General features: G+C 72.9%; 23 protein-coding genes. 7 read left to right on the top strand and 16 right to left on the bottom strand.

What is annotated here, in order from left to right; all coding sequences use genetic code 11:
- Positions 1 to 12: 12 nt before the first annotated feature.
- The 4 genes from BKA05_RS06265 to BKA05_RS06250 are packed head-to-tail and all read right to left on the bottom strand — an operon-like array spanning position 13 to position 3,119.
- The gene (locus tag BKA05_RS06265) at positions 13 to 357 is read right to left on the bottom strand and encodes a cytidine/deoxycytidylate deaminase family protein (RefSeq protein WP_179530661.1); all 345 of its coding nucleotides are present in this window, start codon (positions 355 to 357) and stop codon (positions 13 to 15) included.
- Entirely contained in the window at positions 350 to 1,645 is a 1,296-nt protein-coding gene (locus BKA05_RS06260) for a hemolysin family protein (RefSeq protein WP_179530660.1), read from the bottom strand. The genes BKA05_RS06265 and BKA05_RS06260 overlap by 8 nt, the downstream gene beginning before the upstream one ends.
- Positions 1,642 to 2,097: an rRNA maturation RNase YbeY gene (ybeY, locus tag BKA05_RS06255; RefSeq protein WP_179530659.1), complete on the bottom strand. Its 456-nt coding sequence runs from the start codon at positions 2,095 to 2,097 to the stop codon at positions 1,642 to 1,644. Before ybeY ends, BKA05_RS06260 begins: the two co-directional genes overlap by 4 nt.
- Positions 2,094 to 3,119 carry a PhoH family protein gene (locus tag BKA05_RS06250; protein ID WP_179530658.1) on the bottom strand — a complete coding sequence of 342 codons (1,026 nt, stop codon included), beginning with the start codon at positions 3,117 to 3,119 and terminating at the stop codon, positions 2,094 to 2,096. The genes ybeY and BKA05_RS06250 overlap by 4 nt, the downstream gene beginning before the upstream one ends.
- Positions 3,120 to 3,241: 122 nt before the next feature.
- Between BKA05_RS06250 and BKA05_RS06245 the strand changes: the two genes are divergently transcribed.
- Positions 3,242 to 3,517 carry a hypothetical protein gene (locus BKA05_RS06245; protein ID WP_179530657.1) on the top strand — a complete coding sequence of 92 codons (276 nt, stop codon included), beginning with the start codon at positions 3,242 to 3,244 and terminating at the stop codon, positions 3,515 to 3,517.
- A gap of 10 nt (positions 3,518 to 3,527) precedes the next feature.
- On the opposite strand, the gene BKA05_RS06240 is transcribed toward BKA05_RS06245, so the two are convergent.
- The gene (locus BKA05_RS06240; protein WP_179530656.1) at positions 3,528 to 4,769 is read right to left on the bottom strand and encodes a monooxygenase; all 1,242 of its coding nucleotides are present in this window, start codon (positions 4,767 to 4,769) and stop codon (positions 3,528 to 3,530) included.
- Positions 4,770 to 4,780: 11 nt separating this feature from the next.
- Positions 4,781 to 5,122, bottom strand: coding sequence for a histidine triad nucleotide-binding protein (locus BKA05_RS06235; RefSeq protein WP_179530655.1), 342 nt, complete (start codon positions 5,120 to 5,122; stop codon positions 4,781 to 4,783).
- Positions 5,123 to 5,214: 92 nt separating this feature from the next.
- Between BKA05_RS06235 and BKA05_RS06230 the strand changes: the two genes are divergently transcribed.
- Positions 5,215 to 6,126, top strand: a complete 912-nt coding sequence (locus BKA05_RS06230; RefSeq protein ID WP_179530654.1) for a Gmad2 immunoglobulin-like domain-containing protein — start codon at positions 5,215 to 5,217, stop codon at positions 6,124 to 6,126.
- Between the two features lie 27 nt (positions 6,127 to 6,153).
- On the opposite strand, the gene BKA05_RS06225 is transcribed toward BKA05_RS06230, so the two are convergent.
- Genes BKA05_RS06225 through hrcA form a run of 3 tightly spaced genes read right to left on the bottom strand, consistent with a single transcriptional unit; the run spans position 6,154 to position 9,186 of the window.
- Positions 6,154 to 6,894, bottom strand: coding sequence for a 16S rRNA (uracil(1498)-N(3))-methyltransferase (locus BKA05_RS06225; protein WP_179530653.1), 741 nt, complete (start codon positions 6,892 to 6,894; stop codon positions 6,154 to 6,156).
- Between the two features lie 25 nt (positions 6,895 to 6,919).
- The gene (gene dnaJ, locus BKA05_RS06220; protein ID WP_179530652.1) at positions 6,920 to 8,095 is read right to left on the bottom strand and encodes a molecular chaperone DnaJ; all 1,176 of its coding nucleotides are present in this window, start codon (positions 8,093 to 8,095) and stop codon (positions 6,920 to 6,922) included.
- Between the two features lie 56 nt (positions 8,096 to 8,151).
- Positions 8,152 to 9,186 (bottom strand): heat-inducible transcriptional repressor HrcA, encoded by a 1,035-nt coding sequence (gene hrcA, locus BKA05_RS06215; protein WP_179530651.1) that lies wholly within the window; start codon positions 9,184 to 9,186, stop codon positions 8,152 to 8,154.
- 141 nt (positions 9,187 to 9,327) lie between these two features.
- Here hrcA and BKA05_RS06210 point away from each other — a divergent pair, with 141 nt between their 5' ends.
- The 4 genes from BKA05_RS06210 to BKA05_RS06195 all read left to right on the top strand — a co-directional run bounded on the left by BKA05_RS06210 (position 9,328) and on the right by BKA05_RS06195 (position 11,780).
- Positions 9,328 to 10,182 carry an MBL fold metallo-hydrolase gene (locus BKA05_RS06210; protein WP_179530650.1) on the top strand — a complete coding sequence of 285 codons (855 nt, stop codon included), beginning with the start codon at positions 9,328 to 9,330 and terminating at the stop codon, positions 10,180 to 10,182.
- 53 nt (positions 10,183 to 10,235) lie between these two features.
- Positions 10,236 to 10,436, top strand: a complete 201-nt coding sequence (locus BKA05_RS06205) for a hypothetical protein (RefSeq protein WP_179530649.1) — start codon at positions 10,236 to 10,238, stop codon at positions 10,434 to 10,436.
- Positions 10,437 to 10,512: 76 nt separating this feature from the next.
- Positions 10,513 to 11,367, top strand: a complete 855-nt coding sequence (locus tag BKA05_RS06200; protein ID WP_179530648.1) for a DUF3097 family protein — start codon at positions 10,513 to 10,515, stop codon at positions 11,365 to 11,367.
- Positions 11,364 to 11,780 carry a DUF4870 domain-containing protein gene (locus BKA05_RS06195; protein WP_218842336.1) on the top strand — a complete coding sequence of 139 codons (417 nt, stop codon included), beginning with the start codon at positions 11,364 to 11,366 and terminating at the stop codon, positions 11,778 to 11,780. The genes BKA05_RS06200 and BKA05_RS06195 overlap by 4 nt, the downstream gene beginning before the upstream one ends.
- Before the next feature lie 6 nt (positions 11,781 to 11,786).
- Here BKA05_RS06195 and hemW read toward each other — a convergent pair whose 3' ends face one another.
- From hemW to BKA05_RS06165, 6 genes are all read right to left on the bottom strand, one after another.
- Positions 11,787 to 13,010: a radical SAM family heme chaperone HemW gene (gene hemW / locus BKA05_RS06190; RefSeq protein ID WP_179530647.1), complete on the bottom strand. Its 1,224-nt coding sequence runs from the start codon at positions 13,008 to 13,010 to the stop codon at positions 11,787 to 11,789.
- A gap of 81 nt (positions 13,011 to 13,091) precedes the next feature.
- Positions 13,092 to 14,912, bottom strand: coding sequence for an AMP-dependent synthetase/ligase (locus BKA05_RS06185; RefSeq protein ID WP_179530646.1), 1,821 nt, complete (start codon positions 14,910 to 14,912; stop codon positions 13,092 to 13,094).
- 131 nt (positions 14,913 to 15,043) lie between these two features.
- Positions 15,044 to 15,688: an MOSC domain-containing protein gene (locus tag BKA05_RS06180; RefSeq protein ID WP_179530645.1), complete on the bottom strand. Its 645-nt coding sequence runs from the start codon at positions 15,686 to 15,688 to the stop codon at positions 15,044 to 15,046.
- A 21-nt stretch (positions 15,689 to 15,709) separates the two neighbouring features.
- Complete coding sequence (locus BKA05_RS06175; RefSeq protein WP_179530644.1) at positions 15,710 to 16,909, bottom strand: NAD(P)/FAD-dependent oxidoreductase; 1,200 nt, start codon at positions 16,907 to 16,909, stop codon at positions 15,710 to 15,712.
- Positions 16,910 to 17,042: 133 nt separating this feature from the next.
- Positions 17,043 to 18,389 (bottom strand): MFS transporter, encoded by a 1,347-nt coding sequence (locus BKA05_RS06170; protein ID WP_179530643.1) that lies wholly within the window; start codon positions 18,387 to 18,389, stop codon positions 17,043 to 17,045.
- On the bottom strand, positions 18,386 to 19,240 hold the full coding sequence (locus BKA05_RS06165; RefSeq protein WP_179530642.1) for an aminoglycoside phosphotransferase family protein: 855 nt from the start codon (positions 19,238 to 19,240) through the stop codon (positions 18,386 to 18,388). The genes BKA05_RS06170 and BKA05_RS06165 overlap by 4 nt, the downstream gene beginning before the upstream one ends.
- A 129-nt stretch (positions 19,241 to 19,369) precedes the next feature.
- On the opposite strand from BKA05_RS06165, the gene BKA05_RS06160 reads away from it, so the two are divergent.
- Positions 19,370 to 20,791 (top strand): sugar transferase, encoded by a 1,422-nt coding sequence (locus tag BKA05_RS06160; RefSeq protein ID WP_179530641.1) that lies wholly within the window; start codon positions 19,370 to 19,372, stop codon positions 20,789 to 20,791.
- Here the strand turns inward: BKA05_RS06160 and BKA05_RS06155 are convergent.
- A complete protein-coding gene (locus BKA05_RS06155; RefSeq protein WP_179530640.1) occupies positions 20,748 to 21,812 on the bottom strand; it encodes a glycosyltransferase in 1,065 nt (354 codons plus the stop codon). The two genes, BKA05_RS06160 and BKA05_RS06155, sit on opposite strands and share 44 nt — an antisense overlap.
- Position 21,813: the final 1 nt, after the last annotated feature.

The following is a 21,813-nucleotide window of genomic DNA, read 5'->3' as shown; positions in this document are numbered from 1 at the left end:
TCTACGCCTGGGTCAGGTCGTGCGGGTCTCGGTGAGGTTGCCCCTGATGTCGCCCCGGTGAACGGGGACGCCGGCCCCCGCCAGGTCGCGCACCGCGGCCAGGTCGGCCTCGGCGACGGCGTCGGCGCCCGAGAGCACCACGGCCGCCTCCAGTCCGGTGGAGCCGGACGCGACGGCCATCGCGACGCACACGCCCAGGGCCGAGACCTGCAACGAGGGCAGGTCGACCGTGGCGGCGGCGTAGGTGCGACCGTCGGAGTCGCGGACGGCGGCGCCCTCGGCGGCGCCGGTGCGGGCCCGCGTCGCGCGGGCCAGGGTCACGAGCTTGCGGTCCTCGGCGGAGAGCGCCTCACTCATCCTCGTCCTCCTCCTCGTCGTGCTCGACCACGGTGATGAGCACGGTGTCGATCTTGTTGCGGCGCCCGGCGGCGGACTCGGCGACGAACCGCAGACCGTGCGCCTCGACCATCGACCCCGGGATGGGCACCAGGCCGAGGTGCTTGGCCATCAGGCCGCCCACCGAGTCGACGTCCTCCTCCTCGACGTCGAAGCCGAAGAGGTCCTCCAGGTCGTCGACGGGGTAGCGGGACGACACGCGGTACAGGCCCTCGGTCACCAGGTGCGCGTGCACCTCGTCGCCGTCGTACTCGTCGCTGATCTCGCCCACGATCTCCTCGAGGATGTCCTCGATGGTGATCAGGCCGGCGGTGCCGCCGTACTCGTCGACGACGATCGCGACGTGCTGGCGGCGCGCCTGCATCTCGCGCAGCAGGTCGTCGACGGGCTTGGACTCCGGCACCCAGTACGGCTCGCGCATGTGCGACTCGATGCGCTCGGTGAACTCCGCGTCGGGCTCCTCGAAGTCACGGCGCACGAGGTCCTTGAGGTAGGCCACCCCCACGACGTGGTCGAGGTTGTCCTCGATGACCGGCACCCGGCTGAAGCCCGAGCGCAGGAAGAGCGACAGGGTCTGGCGCAGGTTCTTGTGCCGCTCGACGAAGACCACGTCGCCGCGCGGCACCATGACCTCGCGGGCCGTGGTGTCGGAGAGGTCGAAGACCGAGTGGATCATCCGACGCTCCTCGCTCTCGATGAGCGAGGAGGCCTCGGCGAGGTCGACGAGCTCGCGCAGCTCGGTCTCGGTGGAGAACGGGCCGTCGCTGAAGCCGCGGCCGGGAGTGATCGCGTTGCCCAGCAGGATCAGCACCCGAGGGACCGGACCGAGCACCCGGGTGACCCAGGTCAGCGGCCCGGCGGAGAAGAGGGCGACCGACTCGGAGTGCTGACGCCCCAGGGTCCGTGGGGCCACGCCGATCACGACGAACGAGAGCACGAGCATCACGGCGACCGTCACCGTGACCGTCACCGCCCAGGACTCCAGGAAGCGCTCGCGCACCAGCAGCGTCGCGAGGACGATGGCCGTCACCTCGCAGGCCAGCCGCAGCAGCAGCGCGGTGTTGAGGTAGCGCGGGGCGTCCTCGAGCAGGTGCAGCAGCCGCTTGGAACCGGCCCGTTCCTCGGCCGCGAGCTCGCCGGCCCGCGCCTGGGAGAAGGAGCTGAGCGCGGCGTCGGCGGCGGAGAAGCCGCCGGCGAGCATGACCAGGAGGGCCACCGTCACCAGCAGCCAGACATCACCTGCGCTCATCCGAGGCTCGACCGCCAGGCAGCCAGCAGCTCGTCCTGGAGACCGAACATCTCCCGGTGCTCCTCGGGCTCGGCGTGGTCGTAGCCCAGCAGGTGCAGGATGCCGTGGACGGTCAGCAGGTCGATCTCGGCGACGGTGCCGTGGCCGGCCGTCTCACCCTGGCGCTCGGCGACCACCGGGCACAGGACGAGGTCGCCGAGGACACCCTCCTCGGGCTCCTCACCGACCAGGCCGGGCCGCAGCTCGTCCATCGGGAAGGCGAGGACGTCGGTGGGGCCCTCCTTCTCCATCCACTGCGCGTTGAGCTCGGCGATGGTCTGCTCGTCGACCGCCTTGATGCACAGCTCGGCCAGTGCGTGCACCCGCATCCGGTCCATCACGAACCGGGCGAGGGTGGAGAGCCGGCGGACGTCGACGTCGCGACCGGACTCGTCGAGGACCTCGATGCTCACGAGCGCTGCTTCCTGTGGGGACGGGCCGCCTGGGCCGGGCGGGGGTCGGCCTGCTGGGCCTGCGCGTCGAACTCGTCGTAGGCCGCCACGATGCGGCCGACCAGCTTGTGCCGGACGACGTCGGCGGAGGTGAGCCGGTGGAAGCCGATGTCCTCGACCCCGTCGAGGATGTCCTCCACGACCCGCAGGCCCGAGCGGACGCCGCCGGGCAGGTCGGTCTGGGTGACGTCACCGGTGACCACGATCTTGGAGCCGAAGCCGAGCCGGGTCAGGAACATCTTCATCTGCTCCGGCGTGGTGTTCTGCGCCTCGTCGAGGATGATGAAGGAGTCGTTGAGGGTGCGGCCGCGCATGTAGGCCAGCGGCGCCACCTCGATCGTTCCGGCGGCCATCAGCTTGGGGATGGTGTCGGGATCGATCATGTCGTGCAGCGCGTCGTAGAGCGGGCGCAGGTAGGGGTCGATCTTCTCCCCCAGGGTGCCGGGCAGGAAGCCGAGGTGCTCCCCGGCCTCGACGGCCGGACGGGTGAGGATGATCCGGTTGGCCTGCTTGGACTGCAGCGCCTGCACCGCCTTGGCCATCGCCAGGTAGGTCTTGCCGGTGCCGGCAGGCCCGATGCCGAAGGTGATGGTGTGCTCGTCGATGGAGTCGACGTAGCGCTTCTGGTTCAGCGTCTTGGGCCGGATCGAGCGCCCACGGTTGGAGAGGATGTTGAGGCTCAGCACGTCGGCCGGTCGCTCGGTGGTCTCGGCCCGGAGCATCCCGAGCACCCGGTCGACGGTCTCTCCGGTCACCGACTGGCCGGTGCGCAGGATCGTGACGAGCTCGTCGAGCAGCCGCTCGGCCAGCGCCAGCTCGGAGGGCTCCCCGACCAGGGTGATCCGGTTGCCGCGGACGTGCAGGTCGGCCTCGAGGGCCTCCTCGAGACGGGCGAGGTGCTCGTCACCGGGGCCGAGCAGGCTGACCATGTCGATGCTGGTGGGGACCACCACGGTGTGGCGGGTCTGGTGCGCGTCAGTCATGGATGCCCGGGTGGGCCCTCTCTCTTGCGGGTCTCGTGCAGCCCTTCCACTCTACGGCGTGCGGCGCAGCGCTCCCAGCGGGTAAGCCGGTGGGCGCACGGGGGCGGCGTACCGTGACAGGCGTGCCCGGTCCCGACGCCCTCCCCCGCGACTGGGACGACGAGGACCCGGACCCCGACGACGAGTCGTTGCCGCCGTACTGGTTCCCCGGGCAGGCGCTGCCGCCGGACGCCCGCCGGCTCGGCCTGACCCACCACACGGCGGAGGGGGCCCTGCTGGACTTCGGCGGGCGCCTGGACCCCGCCAAGCCGCTGCACCGGTGGACGGCGTGGTTCCTGCTGGTCGTCTTCGGCCTGCCCGTGCTCTTCGCCGTCCTGCGGGTCGTGCTCTACCTCTGAGGCGCCCGGCTCAGAACCGGCTGGTCGGTGCCCCCGCGGCGTAGGCCACCGACAGCGTGCCCAGGCACATCTCGTCGGTGGACCCCTCGCCCCACAGGACGTACTTCTCCTGCTGGCCCTCGAACGCCGGCAGCTTGTCGCGCAGCCACTGCTCGTGGCGGCAGGTGACCGTGAGGGTGTCGCCGGGCTGCAGGGTCAACGGCTCCACGGGCTGGGCGCCCTGGTCGTCGAAGTCCCACAGGTCGATGTCGAGCAGGGTCCGCTCCTGAGGGGTCCCCTGGTTGGCCACGACGGAGATCTCCCGGCCCAGCAGGTGCATGTGGCCGCCCACGCCCAGGACCGTCATCTCCTCGCTGACCCGGCGGGTGCACGTGGTGGTCTCCGAGGGTTCCTCCAGCTCGCCGCAGAGCAGGTGCAGCGCGTCGGCGGTCAGCGACGCGCCGCCGAAGCGCTGGCGCAGGTCGACCATGGCCGCGTCGCGGTCGCACAGCGGGCCCTCCGAGCGCGCGTCCCGGCAGGGCAGCTCGACGGGGGCCGGCATGAGGTAGGTGTGCAGGGACTGGAGGTCGGTGGCACCGGGCATCCACCGCAGCTGGGTCGCCGAGCGGTCCGGCGCAGCGCCCTTGAGCAGGTTGTAGTGCACCTGCATCACGACCCGGCTGCCGGCCTCGAGCCGGGTGCCGTAGCCGTCGCTGGTCGCCCGCTCGTCACCTCCCGGCGCCCAGGCGGCCAACCAGTTGGCGTCGGTGAGCCGGGAGAAGTCGCCCTCCAGCCCGCTGCCGCCGAAGCAGGTCCACCCGGGGTCCACGGTCCGCTCGTCGAGCTCCTCCGCCGCCGCGACCTGGTCGGCGTCGACCTTGAAGAGGATGACGTGGTGCACGACGTCGGGGTTGCCGGGGAGCACCTGGCTCCCGGTGAGCCAGACGTCCTCCTCCAGCTCGGGGTCGAGCAGGAAGCAGCGGTAGTCGTCGGTGCCGACCCCGGTCGGTGCGCTCGGGGTGTAGTCGGTGTCCATCTCCAGCGTCATCCGCCGCTCGCCACGGCGCAGGGGCACCTGCTTGCCGGGCGGCACCGCGGCCAGCTGCTGGGCGGCGACCTCGGGGGGCGCGGGCGGCTCGAGGACGTCCGCGGCCACGCCGGTACGACGGTCGTCGCCGCGCTGCGTGAGCGCCACCGCGACGGTGCCGACCACGGCCAGCACGGCCACCACGAGGACGGCGACGAGGCGCCGGCTCCTCCCCGGGGCGCTCATCCCGGGGTCCCTCATCCCGGGGGCCACGTCAGGTCGCGGCCGGCCAGCACGTGCAGGTGGGTGTGGAACACGGTCTGCCCGGCCTTCTCGCCGGTGTTGAACACCAGGCGGTAGCCGTCCTCGTGGCCCTCGGCGGTGGCGACCGCGTGGCCGGCGTCGATGAGCTCGGCCATCGCCACCGGGTCGCCCACGGCCAGCTCACCGGCGTTCGCGAAGTGTGCCTTGGGCACCACCAGCACGTGGGTCGGTGCCTGCGGGTTGATGTCGCGGAACGCGACGGTGCGCTCGGTGACGTGCACGACCTCGGCCGGCACCTCGTCGGCCACGATCTTGCAGAACAAGCAGTCGGACATGGGTCTCCCTTCCCCACCGTCGATCATCGCACGGGCGACACACGACGGAACCTGGAACGCGGATCGAGCGTCACAAGGGCATCATGGACACCATGCGCACCACTCCTCGCCCCGTCCGCACCCTGGCCGCCCTGGCCGTCGGGGTCCTGCTGACCACCTCCGCCTGCGGCGGTGACGACGCCGCGACCGACCCGGTCGCCGCGGACCGCTCGGAGTCGCCCGCGGCCACGTCGTCGCCCTCGGACCCGGCCGTCACCGACGTACCCACGCAGGAGCCGGCGCAGGCGGGTGCGGTGCCGGTCTACTACGTGGGCGAGTCCGGCTCGGGGCCGCGGCTGTTCCGGGAGTTCCGCAAGGTCAGCGGCGAGCCCGCGCTGGGCGCGGCCGAGATGGCCGCCTCGGGGGAGCCCGCCGACCCCGACTACCGGTCGGCCTTCCCCGGCGGCGGCGGGTTCTCCTCCGTCGAGCACGGCGACGGCCTGATCACCGTCACGCTCTCCGACGAGGCCTGGGTCGAGCGCGCGGCGGGGATGTCCGGGGCCGACGCAGAGCTGGCCGTGCAGTCCCTCGTCTACACCGTCCAGGGCGCGCTGCAGTCACGCGACCCGGTGACGGTGACCTCGCCCGGAGGGTCCACCACCCTCTTCGGGGTCGAGACCGCCGACGGGGTGGCGAACGCCGACCAGCTCGACGTGCTCAACCTCGTCAACATCACCTCGCCCGAGCAGGGCGCCGAGGTCCCCGGCACCTTCACCGCCAGCGGTGTGGCCTCCTCGTTCGAGGCCACCGTCCCGTGGGAGGTCCGCGACTCCTCCGACGCCGTCGTGGCCCGGGGCTTCGCGACCGCGGAGGGCTGGATGGACGCGCTCTACCCCTGGCAGACCGAGGTGGACGTCTCGGACCTGGCGCCGGGCACCTACACCTTCATCGCCATGACCGACGACCCCTCCGGCGGCGAGGGCAACCCGCCGATGTTCGACACCAAGGAGATCACCGTCGGCTGAGGACGGGCGGCGGACCGGCGGAGGACCTCAGCCCCACCGGGGCGTGCGCGACAGCAACGCGGCCACGGCGGCCACGCCGGCCGTCGACGTGCGCAGCACCTCGGCCCCCAGGCGCACGCTGACGGCGCCCGCTGCGGTCAGGGCCGCCAGCTCCTCGGGGGCGACCCCGCCCTCGGGACCGACCACGACGAGCACCGAGCCCGCCGGCGGCACCTCGAGCCCGGCCAGCGACGCCGTCGCCTCCTCGTGGAGCACGACGGCCAGGTGGGCAGCGGCGACGAGGTCGACGACCCGGTCGGTGCTCGCCAACGGATCCACCTGCGGGTGCCAGGTGCGGCGCGCCTGCTTGGCGGCCTCCCGGGCCGTGGCGCGCCACTTGGAGAGCCCCTTCTCCGCCCGCTCGCCCTTCCAGACCGCCACCGAGCGGGAGGCGGCCCACGGGACGATCCGCGCCGCCCCCACCTCGGTGAGGACCTCCACGGCGAGCTCCCCGCGGTCGCCCTTGGGCAGCGCCTGGACCACGGTGACCGCCGGAGCGGGCTCCGGGTCGGACGCGGTCTCGCGCACCGCGACGTCGAGGCGCCGCTTGCCGGTCGAGGCGACCTCGCCCACGGCCGAGCGACCGAGGCCGTCGGTCAGCACGAGGCTCTCGCCGACGCGCAGGCGTCGTACGGCGACGGCGTGGTGCGCCTCGTCGCCCTCGACGACCACCGTGGCGCCGACGCCCACGCCCTCCAGGGAGGGCACCAGGTGGACCGGGAGGGACATCGTGGACCTGCTTCGGCGGTGGGGATCAGTGGTTGAACGCGTCGCGCAGGCGCCCGAAGACCGACTTGGCGCCCGGCTTGACCGACCCCTCGGGCGACTCCTCGCCACGCAGCGCCGCCAGCTCGTGGAGCAGCTCCTCCTGCCGGGCGTCGAGCCGGGTCGGCGTCTCCACGGCGATGGTGACGACCAGGTCGCCGCGACCACCGCGCAGACCGGGGACCCCGCGCCCGCGCAGCACCTGCTCGGTGCCGGACTGGGTGCCGGGACGGATGTCGAGCTCGAAGGAGGTCTCGAGGTCGGTGACCTGCTCGGAGCCCTCGACCACGTCGGCCTCCAGCGTGGGCATCTCGATCGTGGTGCCCAGGGCCGCGGCCGTCATCGGCACCGTCACGGTGCAGTGCAGGTCGTCGCCCTGACGCTTGAAGACCGGGTGGGCGGCGACGTGGATCTCGACGTACAGGTCTCCGGCGGGGCCGCCGCCGGGGCCGACCTCGCCCTGCTCGGCGAGCTGGACCCGGGTGCCGGTGTCGACGCCGGCCGGGATCTTGACGGTCAGCGAGCGACGCGAGCGGACCCGGCCGTCACCGGAGCACTCCCGGCAGGGGTCGGGGATGACGCTGCCGAAGCCGCGGCAGGCGGCGCAGGGACGCAGCGTGCGGATCTCACCGAGGAACGAGCGCTGCACGTGGGCGACCTCGCCCTGGCCGCGGCAGGTCTCGCACGGCACGGCGTGCGAGCCGGGGGCCGCGCCCTCGCCGGCACACGCCGAGCAGGTCACGGCCGTGTCGACCTTGATCTCCCGGGAGACCCCGAAGGCCGCCTCGGCGAGCTCGATCTCCAGCCGGATCAGCGCGTCCTGCCCGCGGCGTACGCGCGGACGCGGACCACGGCCCGTGCCAGTGCCCTGACCACCGCCTCCGAAGAAGGCGTCCATGATGTCGGTGAAGGAAAACCCGGCGCCCTGGCCGAAACCACCCGCCCCACCGCCGAACGGGTCGCCGCCGCGGTCGTAGGCGGCGCGCTTCTGCGGGTCGCTGAGCACCTCGTAGGCCCGTGAGACCTCGCCGAACCTCTCCTGCGCGGCGGGGTCGGGGTTGACGTCGGGGTGGTACTGGCGCGCCAGCCTGCGATAGGCCTTCTTCAGCTCGGCGTCGTCGGCGTCACGGGAGACCCCGAGGATCTCGTAGAGGTCCTGGCTCACTGCTGGTTGCTTCCTACTCGTCTGCTGTGGGTGGTCTGCGGGTGGGGACGGGCCGTTCAGGCCTCGTCGAGGATGCGGGTGACGTAGCGGGCGACGGCACGTACCGCGGCCATCGTCCCGGGGTAGTCCATGCGCGTGGGGCCGACGATCCCCAGCGCGGCCAGCGACTGGTCCTCCGGCCCGTAGCCGGTGGAGACCACGCTGGTCGAGGCGAGCTCCTCGTAGGGGCCCTCCGCGCCGATGCGCACGGTGACCATGCCGCTGGAGCCCGCCTCCCCGAGCAGCTTGAGCAGCACGACGTGCTCCTCGAGCGCCTCGAGCAGGGGCCGGACGGCGGAGTCGAAGCTGTCGCCGTAGCGCGCGAGGTTGGCCGCACCGCCCACGGCCACCCGGTGGTCGGAGCGGTGGTCGCTCATCGCCTCGCACAGCGCCTCGACGACCGCCCCGGTGGCCTCGGCGCCCGGCTGTGCGGCGGCGGCGGGGTCGACCGGCACGATCCCCCGCAGGCCGGCGACCGCGTCGGCGATGCGCTGACCGGTCGCGACCAGCAGCAGCCGGCTGCGCAGACCGGCGAGGTCGTCGTCGGCGAGCGGGGCGGCGAGCTCGACCAGGCGCTGCTCCACCCGGCCGGTGCTGAGGATGAGGACCACCAGCAGCCGCTCCGGGGCCAGTGCCACCAGCTCGACGTGCCGCACGGTGGAGGAGGAGAGCGTGGGGTACTGCACGACCGCGACCTGTCGGGTCAGCTGGGACAGTAGGCGCACGGAGCGCTGCACCACGTCGTCGAGGTCGACCGCACCGTCGAGGAAGCTGGAGATCGCCCGCTTCTCCGCCGAGGACAGCGGCTTGACCGTGGTCAGCCGGTCGACGAAGAGGCGGTAGCCCTTGTCGGTGGGGACGCGACCCGCGCTGGTGTGGGGCTGGGTGATGTACCCCTCCTCCTCCAGCACCGCCATGTCGTTGCGGACGGTCGCCGGGGAGACCCCCAGCCCGTGCCGCTCGACCAGCGCCTTGGAGCCCACCGGCTCCTCGGTCGAGACGTAGTCCTCGACGATCGCGCGGAGCACGGCGAGTCGACGGTCCTCCTGCACGCTCCACCTCCGGGTCGACGCTGGTGACGGCTGACTGCCGCTGGATCCTCCTGGCACTCGATCTCAGCGAGTGCCAACTCTACTAGCCCGGGGTGACCCCTCCCGGCAGCGGCGACCCGTGCGGTTCCTAGGGTGGGGGTCATGAGCCTCTCCCCCACCGTGCCGACCGAGGTCGCAGACCGGGTCTGGGTCGCGCGGCACGCGTGGTTCGACGTCAACGTCACCTACGTCGCCGGGGAGCGGGGACTCGTGGTCGTCGACACCCACGCCTCGACCCGGATGGGTCGCGAGGTCGTGGAGACCGCACGCTCGCTCGGCGCCGGCGCGGTCGTGGGCGTCGTGACGACCCACGCCCACCACGACCACGTGCTCGGCACCGCCGCCGTGCGCGACGCCTACGGCGAGGTGCCCGTGCACGCGCACGAGGCGTGCGTGGAGGAGCTGGAGGCCTGGGCGGCCGACCGTCCGGCGTACGCCGGGGAGGAGGCCGAGCCGGGCGAGGTCGACGCCAGCCCGGTCGTGCTGCCCGACCACCCGTTCTCCTCCGCGGCGGTGCTGGACCTCGGCGACCGTGTCCTGGAGCTGGTGCACCCCGGTCGTGGGCACACCTCCGGCGACCTGGTCGTCCGGATCGCCGACGCGGACGTGCTGCTCGCCGGCGACCTGGTCGAGGAGTCCGCGCCGCCCGCCTACGGCCCCGACAGCTTCCCCATGGAGTGGCCGCTCGCCCTGGACGTGTGCCTGCAGCTGTGCACCGACCGCACCGTCGTGGTGCCCGGTCACGGCGCCCCGGTCGACCGGGCCTTCGTGAGGGACCAGCGTGCCGACATCGGGGTGGTCGCCGAGACCATCCGCGACCTCGCGGGGCGCGGGATCCGCGTCGAGCAGGCGCTCGAGGTGGGCGAGTGGCCGCTGGACCGGTCGGTCCTGGGCCACGCCGTGACCCGGGGCTACCAGCACCTCCCGGCCTCCCAGAAGCGGCTGCCGCTGCTGTAGGACCGCTCGCCCGGGTGAGGTCGGCTCCCCCGGCCGGACCTAGCGTCGAGGACATGTCCGAGCACGAGACCGAGAAGAGCACCGGCGTCCCCGACGAGCAGCTCCCGCCCGACCTGGTGCCGGGCGAGGACAACCCCTTGGCCGAGGGCCTGCCCGACGGCGAGGGCGAGGGCCTGCTGGAGGAGGGCAAGGACGCCGAGGAGATGGCCGACCGGCGGGAGAAGGCCAGCGGGCCCGCCGAGGAGACCGAGTAGGGCGAGCAGGGCGAGCAGGACGGGCCCGACGGCGCGCCTGGCGCGTCGGCACCGCGCGGCTTCCTAGCCTGTCCCGGTGAGCGACCGCTACGGATCCGACGTCCTCTCCACCGACTGGCGCGCCCCGAAGCGCGGCCGGGCCACCGAGGCACCCGCCACCCTGGGCGAGGTGGTCGAGGAGGTCACCGCCGACTTCTGCGGCGAGATCGTGGCGGTGGACCGCGACCTCGACGTGCTGACGCTCGAGGACCGTCGAGGTCGGCGACGCACCTTCCCCCTCGGCCCCGGGTTCCTGCTGGACGGCAAGCCGGTGATCCTCACGGCGCCCGTCACCCGCCAGGGGCCCGCGAAGCCCACCCGCACGGCCTCCGGCTCGGTCGCGGTGGACACCACGGCGCGGGTCGCCCGTGCCAGCCGGATCTTCGTCGAGGGTCGCCACGACGCCGAGCTGGTGGAGAAGGTGTGGGGCGACGACCTGCGTGTCGAGGGAGTGGCCGTCGAGTACCTCGGCGGCGTCGACGACCTCGCCGACCACCTGCGCGACTTCCGCCCGGGCCCGGGCCGCCGGGTCGGCGTCCTGGTCGACCACCTCGTGGCGGGCTCCAAGGAGAGCCGCATCGCCCAGGGCATCGCCCGCTCGCCGATCGGCAAGCACGTGCTGATCGTGGGCCACCCGTTCGTCGACGTCTGGCAGGCCGTCAAGCCGGACCGGCTGGGGCTCCAGGCGTGGCCGACCATCCCCCGCAGCATCGAGTGGAAGAAGGGCGTGTGCCAGCACCTCGGCTGGCCGCACCGCGACCAGGCCGACATCGCCCGGGCGTGGAAGCAGGTGCTGGGCCGGGTCAGCTCCTTCAACGACCTCGAGCCGGCCCTGCTGGGTAGGGTCGAGGAGCTGATCGACTTCGTCACGACCGACCAGGGGGACCGATGAGCCAGGTGCCGCCGCAGGGACCACCCCCGACGCCCGGCCCGATGCCCGGCCCGGGGGGCTGGGGTTGCCCGCCGATGTCCCCCGGGGAGGAGAAGACCTGGGGCGCGGCCGCCCACTGGTCGGCCTTCGTGGGCGCCTTCGTCGCCCTGGCCTTCCTCGGCCCGCTGCTGGTGCTGCTGCTCAAGGGCAACGAGTCGCCCTACGTGCGCCGCCAGGCGGTGGAGTCGCTGAACTTCCAGGTCTCGATGCTGATCTACGCCGTCGTCTCCGGCGTCCTGGTCCTCGTGCTCGTGGGTCTGCTGCTGCTCGTCCTCGTCGGCGTGCTGTGGGTGGTCTTCACCCTCATCGGCACCATCCGCTCGGCCAACGGCGAGGAGTACCGCTACCCGCTCACCCTGCGCCTGGTCAGCTGACCTGGCTCAGGACAACAGCTCCCGGACCACCGCGTCGGCGAGCAGCCGGGCGGCGTCGGTGAGGACCAGCCGGTCCCCCACCTGCCGCAGCAGCCCTCGCTCGACCAGGGCCGGGAGGGCGGCCAGGCCGTCGCCGTCGAGCACGTCACACGGCAGCCCCTCGCGCAGCCGCAGCTCCAGCAGCACGCGCTCGACCCGCCGGTCCTCGGCCGAGAGCACCTCCCGGGCCAGCGCCGGGCTGCGGCCCGCGGCCAGCCGCTCGGCGTACGCCGCGGGGTGCTTGACGTTCCACCAGCGCACGCCGCCGACGTGGCTGTGGGCGCCCGGGCCCACACCCCACCAGTCGGCGCCGGTCCAGTAGAGCAGGTTGTGCCGGCACCGGGTCGCGGGACCGGTGGACCAGTTGGAGACCTCGTACCACTCCAGCCCGACGGCCCGGAACCGCTCGTCGGCGAGCTCGTACTTGTCGGCGAGGTCGTCCTCGTCGGGGGCCGGCAGCTCGCCGCGGCGCACGCGGCGGGCCAGCGCCGTGCCGTCCTCGACGATCAGGGAGTAGGCCGACACGTGGTCGGGCCCGCAGGCCAGCGCCGCCTCGATCGAGGTCTCCCAGTCGGCCAGCGACTCCCCCGGCGTGCCGTAGATCAGGTCGAGGGAGACCTGCTCGAAGCCGGCCTCCCGCGCCCAGGTCACCGCCTGCGGCACCCGCAGCGGGTCGTGGGTGCGGTCGAGGACCGCCAGGACGTGCGAGACCTGGGACTGCATGCCGAAGGAGATCCGGGTGAAGCCGGCCTCGCGGAGCCGCGCCAGCCCCTCCGGGGTCACCGAGTCGGGGTTCGCCTCGGTGGTCACCTCCACGTCCGGTTCCAGCCCGAGCTCCTCGCGCGCCGCCTCGAGCACCGAGGCGAGGTCCTCGGGCGGCAGCAGGGTCGGGGTGCCCCCGCCGAGGAACACCGTGTCGACGCGCACGTCTCGCTCGCCGAGCACCCCGCGGATGCGGCGGATCTCGGCGACGGCCGCGTCGGCGTACGTCGCCCGGGAGGCACCGGGCACGGTGGCCGGCCCGAGCTCCTCGGCGGTGTAGGTGTTGAAGTCGCAGTAGCCGCAGCGCACCGCGCAGAACGGGACGTGCACGTAGAGCCCGAAGGGGCGCTGACCTATGCCCGCCAGCGCCTCGGGCGGGAGCGAGCCGTCCGCGGGGGCCGGGTCACCGTCGGGCAGGGAGGAGGGCATGGACCCCATCCTCCCCCGCGCCCCGGACGCGACGACGCCCCGGTCCGCAGCGGCGGCTGCGGACCGGGGCGTCGGGCGGACTCAGCCGTAGAAGCTGTCGATCAGGTCCTTGTTGTTGCCCTCGACGACCGCGCGCTTGACCTTCATCGAGGGGGTCAGCTCACCGGACTCGATGGTCAGGTCGTGGTCGAGGATCTCCCACTTCTTGATCGTCTCCCAGCGGTTCAGCTTGGCGTTGAGCTGCTCGACGTAGCCGGCCACCATGTCCTTGACCGGCTGGGACTGGACGATCTCGGTGTAGGACTTGCCAGACATGCCGTTCTCCTCGGCCCAGCCCGCCATCGCGTCGGGGTCGAGGGTCACCAGCGCGACGACGAAGTTGCGCTCGGCCCCGAAGACCATGAACTGGCTGGCGTAGGGGCACAGCGCCTTGAACTTCGACTCGATCGCCGGGGGCGCGACGTACTTGCCGCCGGAGGTCTTGAACAGCTCCTTGATGCGGCCGGTGATGGTGAGGAAGCCGTCGGCGTCGATCTCGCCCTTGTCACCGGTGCGCAGCCAGCCGTCCTCGGTGAGCGTCTCGGCGGTCTTGTCGGGCAGGTTGTGGTAGCCGGCCATGATGTGCGGGCCGCGCAGCTGGACCTCACCGCCCTCGCCGATGCGGACCTCGGACCCGGGGAAGGCCTGGCCGACCGTGCCCATCTTGTACTCGTCGGGGTGGTTCACGGTGGCGCCGGCGGAGTTCTCGGTCATGCCGTAGCCCTCGAGGATGAGGATGCCCGCGGCGTGGAACCACTCGGCGATCTCGGCGTTGAGCGCAGCCGAGCCGGAGATGAAGAACTTCACCCGGCCACCGAAGCGCTCACGGACCTTGGAGAAGACCAGCTTGTCGAACAGGCCGTGCTGGATCTTGAGCCCGAGCGGGATGCTCTTGCCCTCGCGCTTGCGCTTGTCGACCTCGATGCCGACCTTGAAGGCCTGCTGGAAGATCTTCTCCTTGGCGCCGCCTTCGGAGGCGGTCATCGTCACGATGCGCGCGTGGGCCTTCTCGAAGATGCGCGGCGCGGCACCCATGAAGGTCGGCTTCACGACGCCCAGGTTGTCCACGATCTTCTCGACCCGACCGTCGATGGCGGTCGCGAAGCCACAGGCCAGCTGGGTGGAGAGCAGCACCTTGCCGAAGGAGTGGGCCATCGGCAGCCACAGGAACTGCAGGTCGTCCTCGTGCAGGATGTTCTGCGACTTGATCGCGGCACCCTCGTAGACCCACCCACGGTGCAGCAGCCGCACGCCCTTCGGCTTGCCGGTGGTGCCGGAGGTGTAGATCAAGGTGGCGAGCGCGTCGGGAGCGATCGACGTGGCGGTCTCCTCGATCACACCGGGGTGCTCGGCGAGGTAGGCCTCCCCGAGCTTCTCGAGGTCGTCGAGCCCGATCAGCCAGTCACCGTCGGTGGTGCCGTCGAAGACGACGACCTTCTTGACGGTGGGGATCTGGGACTTCTCCTCGGTCAGCTTGGCGACCTGCTCGTCGTCCTCGGCGAAGACCACCTGGCACTCGGCGTCACCGACGATGTAGGCGGTGTCCTCGGCGTTGGTCGTCGGGTAGACCGTGGTGGTCGCACCCCCGGCGCACATGACCGCCAGGTCGGCGAGGATCCACTCGTAGCGGGTGCCGGAGGCGATGCCGACGCGCTGCTCGCTGGTCAGGCCGAGCGAGAGCAGGCCCGCGGCCAGCCGGCTGACCCGCTCGCCCGCCTGCTTCCAGGTGACCGACTCCCAGGCCTCCCCCACGGGGAAGCGGAAGGCCTCGGCCTGCGGTGAGGTCTCGACGCGGTCCAGGAAGAGGACCGCGACGTTCTGGGCGAGGTTGTCGACGAAGCTGGCGTCTCTGTTGGCGGGCATGTCGCTCCTGTACGAGAGTGCGGCGGGACTCCCGGCGCCCCCTCCGGCGTCGGGTGTGGCTCGTAACCTATGTCACTTTGCCTACTCGCGCGTAGCAACCCACGCAGCAAGATGCACCGGCCGACGCCGGATCACCGACCGGCCAGGTAGGACTCGGCCTTCTCCCGCGCCCGCGGCACCAGGTCCGGCACCTCCAGCAGCCGCGGCAGCAGCGCGTGGTCGGTGTGCAGCGCCCGGAACATCGTGCTCACCGTGACACCGTGCCCCGGGCGGTGCACCACGGTGAGCTCGTCACCGGCTCGCACCGACCCCTCGCCGAGCACCCGGAGGTACGGGCCGGGCCGGGCGAGCTGCGCGAAGCGTCGTACCCAGGCGGTGCTGTCGTAGCCGGTGCGGCCCATCCAGACCTTGAAGTCGTTGCACGGGGTGCGCACCGAGCGGACCTCGAGGAGCACCTCCCCGACCTGCCAGCGCTCGCCGATCTCGGCCTCGTTGACGTCGATGCCCGACGTCGTGAGGTTCTCCCCGAACTGGCCGTCCGGGATCGGCTGGCCGAGCTCGCCCTCCCAGTGGTCGAGGTCCTCGCGGGCGAAGACGTAGACCGCCTGGTCGGGACCGCCGTGGTGCCTGGTGTCGGAGACCTCGTCCCCGTCCAGGCCCAGCCGTCCCACCCGGACGGCCCCGCTGACCGTGGTCTTGTCGATGGAGGTGCGACCGATGCCGGCCCAGGCCGCCTCGCGGGGCCGGCCGACGTTGACGGAGAGGATGTGCGCCACGCGCACATCCTCTCCCAGGGGTCACGGCAGCTGGACGTAGCCGTGCCGCATCTTCCACATGAAGTACTTCTCGAAGCCCAGCTTCATCAGGTGCGCCTGCGGCCCCGGGATCAGGACCCCGTGCTTGCGCGGGGGCAGCATCTTGTCCGCCAGGATGACCACGCCGTTGTTGCCGGCGTCCATCACGCAGATCGCCTTGATGTCGCCGAAGGCCTGCTCGTGCTCGGGCACCTCGCCCCGCACCTGGGCGGCGATGTTCTTGGCGGCCGTGTGCGCCATCTGCTCGGTCGGGAACCCGGTCTTGGGGATGCCCACCGGGGTGGGCGTCTGCCACGGCACGTCCACGGCGGCGGCGATGCCCACGGCGTACACGTCGTCGTACTTCTCGGTCTGGTAGGTGTCGCGGACCCGGACGTAGCCCTTGTCGTCGGTCAGGCCGCTGGCCAGCAGGAACTCCTGGCCCAGGAACGGCGGCACGACCATGGAGTACGCCGAGGGCAGCTCGGTGCCGTCGGCCAGCACGATCGCGTCCTCGGCGACGTGGTCGATACCGGCGTCGAGGTGGGCGGTGATGCCCTCCTTCTTCAAGAACATCTTCAGCAGCTGCTCGCCGTGCGGGAGCCCGCCGATGCCGAAGTGGCCCAGGAACGGCTCGCTGGTGACGTAGCTGAGCCTCACGTCCTTGTGCAGCCCCGCCTTGCGCAGCTGGTAGGAGGTGTTGAACAGGAACTCGTAGGCCGCGCCGAAGCACCCGGCCCCCTGGGTGGCGGCGATGACGATGTCACCGGGGTCCTCCAGGTAGCGCTGCCAGGCGGTGCCCGCGTGCTCGGCGTCGGAGAGCGTGGTGATGGTGACCGCGTTCTCGCGGTAGCCGGGGACCACGTCGTCGTTGTTGCGGTAGCCGGTGGCGATGACGAGGTAGTCGTAGTCGAGCGTGCGGCCGTCCGCCAGCGTCACCTGCTTGCCGTCGGCGTCGATCCCCGTCGCGGCCACGTGCTCGAAGTCCACCCCGTGGCTCTCGAACGTGGGGGCGATCGGGAAGGTGAGGTCGCCACGGTCGCGCTTGCCGAACGGCAGCCAGATCAGGCTGGGGTTGAACAGGAACTGGTCGTCCTTGGAGACCACCGTGACGTCGACGTCCCCCTCCAGCTCGTGCTTGACGGCCAGGGCGGCCGTGAGACCGCCGAAGTTGCCGCCCAGTACCAGGACCTTCTTGCGCATGACCCGCTCCCTCTGACTGCTCCGGGTGTCCGCGGTCGCTCCGCGGCCCACCTCCACCCTCCGCCGGGGACCCCCCGGAGGGATGGGGCGAAGGTCCCGGACCGCGGGGACCCTGGGCAGGTGCCGAGTGCCGCTAGACCCGGCGGGAGACCGCCACGGCCCCGACGCCGGCCAGCGAGGTGAGCAGCAGGACCGCCACGAACGCCTCCCGGTCCGCGGCCGTCCCCACGCTGGTGAAGACCAGCCCGGCCAGCGCCACGGCGGAAGCCGCCCCGACGGCGTCGGCCAGGGTGACGGCCGCCGAGGCCGAGCCCCGCTCCCGCGCGTCGCTGCGGGCCAGGACGGCACGCGTGATGCGGGGGTACATCAGCCCCATGCCCGCAGCCGCCGCGAGCCAGCCGAGCACCACGAGCGCGCCGGGCAGGTCCAGCACAGCCACCACCAGGATCACCAGCACCCCGGCGGCCAGCCCCAGCGCTCCCGCGCGGAGGGCGGCCTCGTCGCTGAGCCGCGCACCGAGGCGCGCCTGCACCTGGGAGGCGCCGGCCCACCCCAGGGTCGCCGCGGTGAGGACCAGGCCGCTGGTGGCCAGCCCGGCGTCGTACTGCTCCTGGAGGAGGTAGGGCAGGTAGGCCTCGGTGGCGAAGAAGGTCGCGCCCACCGCCCCCCGCAGCGCGACCACCGCCGGGAGCCCGGGCGCGGCGCGGAGGGTGCCCCGGGGCAGCAGCGGACGCAGCGACCACAGCGCGAGCCCCAGCGCGAGCACGCTGAGTGGCCAGGCGGTCCCGCGCGGCAGGCCGGCGAGGGCGTTGAGGGCCAGCAGCCCCGCGGCGACCGCCGCGGCCAGGCCCACCCGTCGCAGCCCTCCCCGGGCCGCCGGTGCGGGCGCCGGCGGCTCGACCTGGGCCAGCGAGGGCACGAGCAGTGCGAGGGCGAGACCCGTCAGCACCAGGACGCCGAGGAAGACCCAGCGCCAGCCGACCGTGTCGGCGACGAGGCCGGAGGCGAAGGGCCCGACCAGGCCGGGGAGCACCCAGGCGGCCGCGAACGCCCCGAGGATCCGGGGACGGTCGACGTCGTCGTACACCTGCGCGACCAGGACGTAGAGCGCGACCGTCAGCCCTCCCCCGCCGAGTCCCTGCAGCACCCGTCCGGCCACCAGGACCGGCATCGTCGGGGCCAGTCCCGCGGCGAGCAGGCCCAGGCCGAACAGCGCCACGGCGGCCAGCAGCGGACGGACGGCGCCGCGGCGGTCGGCCCACAGGCCGACGACGACCATGCCCACCAGGCTGGCGGCGAGCGCGGCGGAGAACGCGGCGGCGAACCAGGCCCGGCCGTCGAGCTCGGCGCTCACGGTGGGCATGACGGTGGCGACGGCCAACGCCTCGAACGCCGCGAGGAAGACCAGGGCGAAGGACCCGATCGTCGCGCCGCGGTAGCCACCGGCGAGCAGGCTGCGAGTGCCGTCGGTGGTCGTCACGACTGCACCGCCTTGAGCACCGTGAGCATCCGCGTGACGTACGCCGGGTCCGACCCGTCCGAGCGGACCGCCCGGAAGGCGTTGAGCACCAGCCGCACCACCGCCCACGCGCGCGCCCGGTCCTCGTCCAGCCCGGCGGCGTCGACGACGGTCTCGAACCGGACTCGCACGGTGCGACGCAGGTCGCCCCGGGCCTCGTCGAGGCGGTTCCAGAGCAGCGGCGCCGGCTCCCAGTGCGGGTCACCGCTCATGGCGTGCGGGTCGATGGCCACCCACTCCCCGGTCCGGTCGGCGAGGACGTTCTCGTAGTGCAGGTCGCCGTGGACCATGGTGCCGGTGCTCGCGTCGTCGGCGACCAAGTCGCGCAGGTGGGCCAGGCACTGCTCCACCATCCGGCGCGGCAGGGGTGCGTCGCGCGGCAGGCCCGCCAACGGGTCGACGAAGCGCCCGACGTACGCCGTGAGGGGCAGCAGCTGCGGCGGGGCGGGGACGTGCAGCAGCCGGTAGAGCCCGGCGACCTCCTCACAGGCACGGACGTCCCACTCCTCGGAGAGGTCGCGGCGCTCGAGGCGCTCCAGCAGGACGGCCCGGCGCCGGGGGTCCGCCCGGAGCAGGCGCACCGCTCCCCGACCGCCCCAGTGCTGCAGCGCCAGGGCCTCGTGCTCGGTCTCCTGGTCCTCCGCCGCGACCTTCAGCACTGCGGGGATCCCCTCGTCGGTGCGCACCGGCACCACGTGGGAGTGGTGCCCCCACACCTCGTCGGACTCGGTCCGCAGGCCCCACTGCTTGCGCAGCGCCCGGGACACCGCGTCCAGCCTCCGCGCGGTCTCGGGGGACAGGGCGCTGGTCACCCGCGGAGCCTACGAGCAGATCACCCTCCCAGCACGGTTGAGCCCAGCGGCGTCGGGGAAGCCTGTGCGGGTCGGGGCGATCCTCCGACGTCGACGAAAGAGGGGGCACTCAGCACCATGGGGGCACGCATGACCGGTCCACGCGCGCGCAGGCGCGGCATCTCCATCACACCAGCGCTCGTGGTCTCGGACCTCGCGGCCATGCTCGCGGCGGTCCTCCTCGGAGGCGCTCCAGGGGCGACCGCGGTGGCAGGCGCCGTCCTCGGTGCCCTGGTGGTGGCCGGGGCGCTGCACCTGCACCGCTCTCGGCTGGTGCTCTCGGTGCTCGAGGACCTGCCGGCCCTGTCGTTCGTCGCTCTCACGGCCAGTGTGCTGCTGATGGCCTTCGACGTCAGCGGCACGCGCACGGTCGGTGAGTCCGTACGCGGGGCGGGACTCACGTTGCTGGCCGTGCTCGGCGCCCTGATGGTCTCCCGCTCGCTCGCCTACGCCGCCGTCCGGCGCCTGCGCCGGCACGGCGTGCTGGCGCACCGGGTCGTGGTGGTGGGCGCCGACCGCGTGGGCCGCGAGCTGGTGGCAGCACTGCGCGCCGACCCCTCCCTCGGCCTGCGGCCGCTCGGCTTCGTCGACGACGACGTGGACCCGCGCACCCTCAGCGCTCCGCTGCTGGGTCCCACCCGTCGTCTCCCGGCGGTGCTGCGCGACCTGTCGGTCGACGACGTGATCTTCGCCTTCGGCTCCGCCGACGACCAGCAGACGCTCTCGCTGGTGCGCTGGTGCCAGCTCAACCAGCGTCAGGTCTTCGTGGTCCCGCGCTACTTCCAGCTGCTCGGCCTCGACCGGGCCCGCAGCCTGGAGGTCGTCCGCGACACGACACTGGTGCGGCTGCACCGCTTCCGCCCGCAGCCCGGGCAGGTGCTGGTCAAGCGGGCCTTCGACGTCGTGCTGTCCCTGGCGGCCCTGGTCGCGCTCTCCCCCGTGCTCGCCGTGGCGGCCGGGCTGCTGCGGCTCGAGACCGGCTCGGGCGTGCTGTTCCGCCAGGAGCGGGTGGGCCGCGCGGGACGGACCTTCGAGCTGCTCAAGCTGCGCACGATCCCGGCGACGACCGCCGAGGCAGCCGTCACGTGGAACGCCGACCACGACCCGCGACTGGGTCGGGTCGGGCGGTTCCTGCGTCGTACCGGCATCGACGAGCTGCCGCAGCTGTGGAACATCCTGCGTGGCGACATGTCGCTGGTCGGGCCGCGCCCCGAGCGGCCGCACTTCGTCCAGCAGTTCTCCGAGACCCTCGAGGGGTACCGCCACCGGCACCGCGTCGACACCGGGCTCACCGGGTGGGCCCAGGTCAACAAGCTGCGGGGCGACACCTCGATCGAGGACCGCGTCCGCGCCGACAACTACTACATCGAGAACTGGTCGCTGTGGACGGACGCGAAGATCCTGGTGCGCACGCTGGGCACGTTCCGGCACGACCCGGCCCGCCGGCGGCCCGAGGTGATCAGCATGCTCACCGGCGCTGCGCGGCCAGCAGGCTCAGCGACAGCTGACTGACCGTCCGGGCGGCGGTGGCCGCGTCCCGGTGCTTCTGCACGTGGACGTGGCCACGCCGTCCCTCGAGGTCGGCGAGCGCCGGCCGCGACAACCGCAGCGCCACCGCGCGGGCGAGCGCGTCGACGTCACCGGGCGCGACGAGCTCGCCGCACTCGAAGGGCAGCGACTCCTGGATGCCCTCGACCCGGGTCGCCACGACGCTGCGCCCGGCCGCCATCGCCTCCATGGGGGCCAACGCGGCGCCTTCGTACGCCGAGGGCAGCACCACGACGTTGGCGGCGGCCAGCCACCGCGGCACGTCGGTGCGCACCCCGACGAAGCGCACGCCCTCGAGCGTGGCGGCCTCGGCGCGCAGGTCGGCCTCGTCGGGACCGTCGCCGACCAGGACGAGCTGGGCCCCGGGCACCCGGGCGGTGACCTTGGCCCAGGCCTGGAGCAGCTGGCGCTGCCCCTTCTGCGGGCTCAGCCGACCCACGCAGACCGCGGTGGGCGCCTCGTCGATGCCGAGCTCGACACGGGTCAGCACCCGGTCGACCGGACCGGAGACCGTGAACCGCCCGAGGTCCACGCCGTTGGGGACCACCGCCACCGGGGCGGTGATGCCGTGCCGGCGCCCCACGTCGGCCTCCCCCTCGCCCACGCAGACCAGCTGACCGGTCCAGCGGGAGGCCAGGCGTTCCCACTGCAGCGCGGCGCGCGCGGTGACACCCGACCCGGCCAGGAACGACCAACCGTGGGGCTGGAAGATCGTGGGCCGCCGACCGCGGACCGCGAGGCGACCCACCAGCCCGGCCTTGGAGCTGTGCAGGTGCACCAGGTCCGGGTCGAGGTCCTCGACGACGCGCGCGAAGCGTGCGGTCTCCGAGAGCGTGCTGCGACCCGGCTCCCGGGTCGCGTCGAACCACTGCACGTGGGCCCCGGCGGCGCGGGCCTCGAAGCCCAGCCAGCCGTCGGAGGGGCAGACGACGCTGACGCCCCACCCCCGCGCCACCTGCTCGCGGACGTAGCCCATCAGCGCCACC

The sequence above is a fragment of the Nocardioides marinus genome (assembly GCF_013408145.1).
Taxonomy (GTDB): Bacteria; Actinomycetota; Actinomycetes; order Propionibacteriales; family Nocardioidaceae; genus Nocardioides; species Nocardioides marinus.
This window is presented reverse-complemented; position numbering and strand designations above follow the sequence as displayed.